The following is a 6,704-nucleotide window of genomic DNA, read 5'->3' on the forward strand; positions in this document are numbered from 1 at the left end:
GAGACGATTGGTATCAGTATATTGCACTGATTTGGTAGATGCGTACAAACTCGCTAAGCACTTTGCAAAACAGTGCCTACTACATTTATGGTATAATTGACAACCCAAATTCTATAAATATAAGTACGACCATGATGACTAAAAAATCCCTTATCCAATCTCCTGAAGCTATAGAAAAAATGCGCGTGGCTGGTAAACTTGCCAGTGATGTCCTTGTAATGCTCGACGAACATGTCAGAGTGGGCATCAGCACCGAAGCATTAAACCAAATCGCTCATGATTATATTGTTAATGTACAAGAAGCGATTCCTGCGCCCCTTAACTATAACGGCTTCCCAAAATCTATCTGTACCTCGGTCAACCACGTGGTTTGTCACGGTATTCCAACCGACAACAAGCTGCTAAAAGATGGCGATATCATCAATATCGATGTCACGGTGATTAAAGACGGCTATTATGGCGATACCTCAAAAATGTGGATTGTCGGCAATGGCTCAATCATGGCGCAGCGTATTTGCAAAGTGGCGCAAGAAGCCCTTTATGCTGGTATGAGTGTGGTCAAAAACGGCGCGCGCTTGGGCGATGTCGGCGCGGCTATCCAAGAAGTGGTCGAACCGGAACGCTTTAGTATTGTGCGCGAGTTCTGTGGTCACGGTATCAGTAATGAATTCCACCACGAGCCGCAAGTCATGCACTATGGTAAAAAAGGCACGGGTTTTGAGCTAAAAACTGGCATGACCTTTACCATTGAGCCGATGATTAACCAAGGTACGTGGCAGACCAAGATTTTACCGGACGAATGGACGGCTATCACCAAAGACCGCAAGCTGTCAGCGCAGTGGGAACATACCATGGTGGTGACGGACAATGGCTGTGAGGTGTTTACCACTCGCCCCGAAGAAGATTTAAGTTTTTTGACCCAGTAATATCATAAAAGATCGCCTAGGCGGTCTTTTTTTTGCCTTATAATTCAGGCATATTGACCATGCTGCTTATTGATTTTTATTTTGATAATTTTAATGTCAGCTTTAGCGGTAGTTTTAATAATAACTTTAGTGCTAATTTCGATAATAGCATTATTAATACTCTCAGTAGCACGTTCGTTTTAGTACTCTCATTTGCAAATTTTTAACTGGATAACACTCATGTTTAATTGTGATGTCGCGGCCATTGATTTAACGCCCATGCCTTTACTTTCAACTAATAGCGCGACACTCTCAGCCGATAGCGCGGCAACTGTTTCACCGCTAATAGATGACAGCGAGAGAAGCAACGCCGTTCATGCAACGGATATAGCAATAGCCGCGCTTCCTGAATGGCTACTGCAAATCAATGACGATATCAGCCGCGCGCTCGAACGCGGCGTCAATATTCGCCAATTGGTCACGGCGCGATCCTGCGTCATCGACGATTTACTGATTGCTTTATTTAACTGGTTTGAGCTTGATAAGACTGACTTGGCATTGTTTGCCACCGGCGGCTATGGTCGTGGTGAGCTGTCATTATATTCCGATGTCGATATTTTACTGCTAACGCCAAATGAGATTACGGCTGATAGCAGTGAGAAAATTGATAATTTAGTCGCGCTCCTATGGGATATTGGGCTTGAGCCTGCCCTATCCGTACGCAGCGTTAGTGAATGCTTGGAAGCAGCACAAGACCATACTATTGCGAGCACCCTGTTAGAAGCACGGCTATTAATTGGCAATGAGAATCTACAAGAAGTACCCCATAAAATCGTCAATACCCAATGGTCGCCACGTGATTTTTATGAGGTAAAAATTGCTGAAGCAAAAGCGCGTTACTTACAGCACAATGCCACCGAGTACAATCTTGAGCCCAACATCAAAACCGCGCCCGGTGGTCTGCGTGATATTCATATTATCGGTTGGGTGACCAAGCGCTACTTTCGGGTCAGTAAGCTTTATGACTTGGTACAGCAAAACTTTTTAACGGAAAAAGAGTTCGATGAGTTAAACTTCGCCGAAGGCTATCTATGGCAAATACGCCATTATTTACATGAGCTGACCGGTCGCAATGAAAACAAGCTGTTGTTTGATTATCAGCGTGAAATTGCCCAGTTAATGGGTTATGAGACGCAGCCGGATGATCAGCCTAATGCTGCCGTTGAGCGCTTTATGCGTGATTATTATCGCTGCGCCATGCAGATATCGACATTATCTGAGATGCTGACCAATCATTATTATGAGACGATTATAGAGCCGCAATTGCCGGATGAAGAGCGGCCAAAAAAACATCCTATCAACGCCCGCTTCAATCAAGTCGGCGAACAAATCGCGATGTCACATCATCGGGTATTTGCCCAGCATCCTGAGTCGATTTTAGAGATGTTTTTACTCATGGGTCAATACGGCATCAAAAATGTCCGTACCCATACCCTGCGCGCGCTAAAAATAGCGGCGCGCGGTATCGATCAGGTTTATAGAGACAACCCGACGCATCAGGCGCTTTTTTTAGCCAATTTAAAAGAACAAAATTACTTATTTCATCGTCTGCGTACCATGAATCGTTATGGCGTTTTAGGCAGCTACATTCCTGCTTTTGCCCAAGTAACAGGGCTGATGCAGTACGACTTATTCCACCGCTATACGGTCGATGCCCATACTTTATTTTTAATTCGTATTTTGCACCGCTTTACCGACCCGCGCTTTTCTGAAGAATTTCCACTGGTCAGCTCTATCTTCCAGCGTATCGAGCGCAAAGAGATTTTGGTATTGGCGGCGATGTTCCATGATATCGCCAAAGGTCGTGGCGGCAACCATAGCTTGCTTGGCGAAACGGAATCAATTGAGTTTTGTCTTGCTCACGGCATGAGTACCGCGGACGCGCATTTGGTCGGCTGGCTGACCCGCTATCATCTATTGATGTCGATGACAGCACAGAAAAAGGACATCTCAGACCCAGAAGTGGTGACGCTGTTTGCAGACTTGGTCGGTAACGTTACCCACCTAAACCATCTGTATGTTCTGACAGTTGCTGATATGAATGCCACCAATCCACAGCTTTGGAACAGCTGGCGCGCGACCTTGATGAAACAGTTGTATTCACAAACACGGCGCATCTTACGCGCCGATATCGACGCGCCGACCAACCGCCAAGATATGATTAGTGCCACGCGCAAACAGGCGCTGGCTATGCTTGATAATGTTGACAATCAGCATATGAATCGCGATGAAGTGTTAAGGTTGTGGGATGACTTGGGCGATGAGTATTTTTTGCGCGAGATTGCCGAAGATATCTTATGGCATACCGAAGCTATCTTAAACCATCCACCCCTTGGCCGCGCCTCTGATGCCGATAGCACGCCACTGGTGGTATTGCGCGAGCATCGTGAGCTGGCACTTGATGCGGTGCAGGTGTTTGTTTATACCCAAGATCAGGTCAATTTATTTGCCGTTACTATGGCAGTCTTTGATCAGATGAATCTAGATGTATTGGATGCGCGTATTATTACTGCCACCCGTGATTTTGCCTTGGATTCCTACGTATTGCTCGATCGTAGCGGTACGCTATTGGTCGATATCGACAGCCAACAAGAACTTAAACAGCGCTTAATCGATGCCTTTAAAAATCCGACCGTTCCTAAGCTGACGCATCGTAAGATTCCGCGTCAGCTGCGTCACTTTGATGTGGCAACGACGATTAACTTTGAGTTTAATGAAGCCTCAAATCAGCATATCATGAGTTTAGAAACCCTTGATCAACCAGGCTTACTTGCCCGCGTCGGACAGGTGTTTTTACAACAAAAGATTGAGGTGCATGCCGCCCGTATTACCACGTTAGGCGAGCGCGCCGAAGATATGTTTTATATCAGTGATCAAGACGATTTGGCATTATCGGCTGATAAGCTTGAGACGTTAAAAGCGACATTGATAGAAAGTCTTAGCATTCGCAACGAGGCTTAATGTATCTAGGATATTGATTTTAAAGCCGAGACAGTGCGACTGGGATAAATTTTCGTAGCCTCTGTGATAACAGCCAGCAAGAAAAACTTAACCAGTCGCCCATCACTCTTTAGGTGTCGATTTTGTTTTGAAGCGCTTATATTTAGGCGCTTTATTTACGTTTTATTTGAGCTTAAATATTTATCGTTAAAAGAGTAAAAACCTAACGTTTAAACAGTAACAAAAAACGCTTGATAGTTAATAGCTATCAAGCGTTTTTTTAAGATAAAACCTGATTCATATAAAGAGGATATATATTTTAAAGCAGATTATCCAATCAACTATTTTATAAATAGCGTAACTCTATAATATACTTTTATAGATGATCTCACTGGCATTTTCTTTCAGCTCATCATCAGCAAGCTCTAACGGCAGTGTTTGCGCTTTTAGCTGCTGTTGCCCCAGTATCAAGCGCCCAGCCTCCACTTCTTTTTGTAATAAGCGCTGCAAGCTTGCCAAACGAAACTTGCCATCGTAATATTCATAGATTTGCCGTAAAGAAATCGGCGCCTTGGCATGCACATCACGATATAGGCTATCTGCCGCCAAAATCGTCATCTCATTAAGCAATTCTTCGCGCAATACATCAGCTTGATTAATTTTGCTTTGTAAATGACTGGCAAATCGACCTTTAAAATAAAGCATCCCGATAAAAATCAGCGTCTGTATGGCAAATAAGCCAATATACTGCCATAAAGGCAGCGAAATATCTAACAGCTTGCTTAGCAGCATCAGTACCATCGCCACAATAACATAGCTGACCAATTGCCAAAGCAGCCACATCATAAAGCTATTATCGCCAAACCAAAACATCTGCCTTTCTTTTAACAACGTCAGCTGCTGCCGCGCTTGCCACCAGACATGCTCGCGTTGTTTTAATTGCGCGTACAGCTCGGCACGCTGATTCCCATCAAAACCTTTGTCATTGATATCTTTAGCGCTGCGCTCATCAGTTTGTAAAACACTAGACATATCAAAGTATCCTTAAAATAATCTGTCGTTGCTGCGGACAGTTATTTTTTGCTTGGTTAATAAGTTACACCTGCTCAATCTTATCGATGCTTAATAGCATGATGAAAATTGGCTAGACTCAAAACTCATTGTTAAAACTCATTGTCATTACTCGTTGTTATTAAAAAAGCGCCTATCTAAATCGCTTGAAGAGGTCGCTTTTGATGGACAATGATAAGCATGAGAAGAAAAAGACAAAAAATAAGAGAAGTGCTACACTGCTCAAATGTAATTTTTCTTTATAACTTTATTATTAATTGTCCATTATAGTTAGCCTACTTATGAATCACAACTTAACGACCCTGCATCCTTACCCGTTCGCTAAGATGGCGACTTTACTTGCCAACAGTACGCCAGCCCATAACCACAGTGAAATTAAGCTGGGTATTGGCGAGCCAAAACATGAGCCACCCGCCTTTGTGTTGGACGTACTACGCGAAAACTTGGACAAAATAGGCCAATATCCAACCACTAACGGGCTGTTCGAGCTGCGCCAAACCATTGCCCATTGGCTAGAGAAACGCTTCTTTCTAAATCATCTCGATCCTCATACCCAAGTATTGCCAGTCATGGGCACGCGCGAGGCGATTTTTAGCTTGGTGCAAGCGGTGATTGACCATACATCAACCGAGTTATCCGAAAGCATTTCTAATCAGCCAGCCAGTAAAAAAACGCCGGAATCGGCGCAACCACCCACCGTTGTGATGCCCAATCCGTTTTATCAGATATACGAAGGCGCGGCGATATTGGCGCAAGCGACGCCGTACTTTATGCCTTGCACCATTGATAATGATTTTAAAGGTAACTACCGCGCCGTACCAAAAGACGTCTGGACGCGCACGCAGTTATTGTTTGTCTGTAGCCCGAACAATCCAACTGGCTCAGTGATGACCATGGACGATTGGGAGTACCTATTGCGTTTATCAGACCAATACGGTTTTATCATTGCCAGTGACGAGTGTTATAGCGAGCTGTATTTTGATAGCGCGCCGATTGGTCTATTGCAAGCTTGCGCAGCGCTTGGTCGTCATGACTTTAAAAACTGCGTGGTATTTCACTCTTTATCTAAGCGTTCAAACTTGCCCGGTCTGCGTTCAGGCTTTGTCGCGGGTGATGCCAATATTTTGCAGCCTTATCTGCAATATCGTACTTATCAAGGCTGCGCGATGCCGATACCGCATCAGCTTGCTTCCATCGCCGCTTGGGAAGATGAAAAGCACGTGGCGCATAATCGAGCACTCTATCAAGAAAAATTTGCCTTATGGATGTCGGAGCTTGGTGAATTACTTGACCTACGCATGCCAGAAGCAGGTTTTTACTTTTGGATAAAAGTGCCTGAGCAGTTTGATGGCGATGACGAAATCTTTGTCAAAGCCTTGTACGAGCAAGCGAATATTCACGCGCTGGCTGGGCGTTACTTGTCACGTGAGGTCAATGGGGAAAATCCAGGACAAGGTTATGTACGCATTGCATTGGTTGCCAGCGTTGAAGAAAGCCGCGAAGCCATCAGTCGCATTCGTCAATTGCTTGGCGCTTAAAAGCTCATATTAAAAACAAGCTTAAAAGCTTGTCGAAAGACAATTTAAGCGCTAGAGCCACTGATAATTATTACCATACTACCAAGAAACCGCCAATAACCACAATATTATCATGGTTATTGGCGGTTTCCTGATATGCTGTTTACCAAACAATGCTATAGTAAAAATAACGCGTCTCAGTTTCTCTATT

Annotated in this window: 4 protein-coding genes; 3 read left to right on the forward strand and 1 reads right to left on the reverse strand. The window is 44.2% G+C overall.

Features of this window, described 5'->3' with window-relative positions; genetic code table 11:
• Nucleotides 1-134: 134 nt before the first annotated feature.
• Complete coding sequence (gene map, locus JMX94_RS02070; protein WP_372830273.1) at nt 135-926, forward strand: type I methionyl aminopeptidase; 792 nt, start codon at nt 135-137, stop codon at nt 924-926.
• A 219-nt stretch (nt 927-1,145) separates the two neighbouring features.
• Nucleotides 1,146-3,926 (forward strand): [protein-PII] uridylyltransferase, encoded by a 2,781-nt coding sequence (glnD, locus tag JMX94_RS02075; RefSeq protein ID WP_201562747.1) that lies wholly within the window; start codon nt 1,146-1,148, stop codon nt 3,924-3,926.
• 342 nt (nt 3,927-4,268) lie between these two features.
• Here the strand turns inward: glnD and JMX94_RS02080 are convergent, their stop codons facing one another.
• Nucleotides 4,269-4,937 (reverse strand): hypothetical protein, encoded by a 669-nt coding sequence (locus JMX94_RS02080; protein WP_201562749.1) that lies wholly within the window; start codon nt 4,935-4,937, stop codon nt 4,269-4,271.
• A gap of 320 nt (nt 4,938-5,257) precedes the next feature.
• Here JMX94_RS02080 and dapC point away from each other — a divergent pair, with 320 nt between their 5' ends.
• Nucleotides 5,258-6,514 (forward strand): succinyldiaminopimelate transaminase, encoded by a 1,257-nt coding sequence (gene dapC / locus JMX94_RS02085; RefSeq protein WP_201562751.1) that lies wholly within the window; start codon nt 5,258-5,260, stop codon nt 6,512-6,514.
• The last annotated feature ends 190 nt before the right edge of the window (nt 6,515-6,704 follow it).

It is taken from the genome of Psychrobacter sp. CMS30 (assembly GCF_904846565.1).
GTDB classification, from domain to species: domain Bacteria; phylum Pseudomonadota; class Gammaproteobacteria; order Pseudomonadales; family Moraxellaceae; genus Psychrobacter; species Psychrobacter maritimus.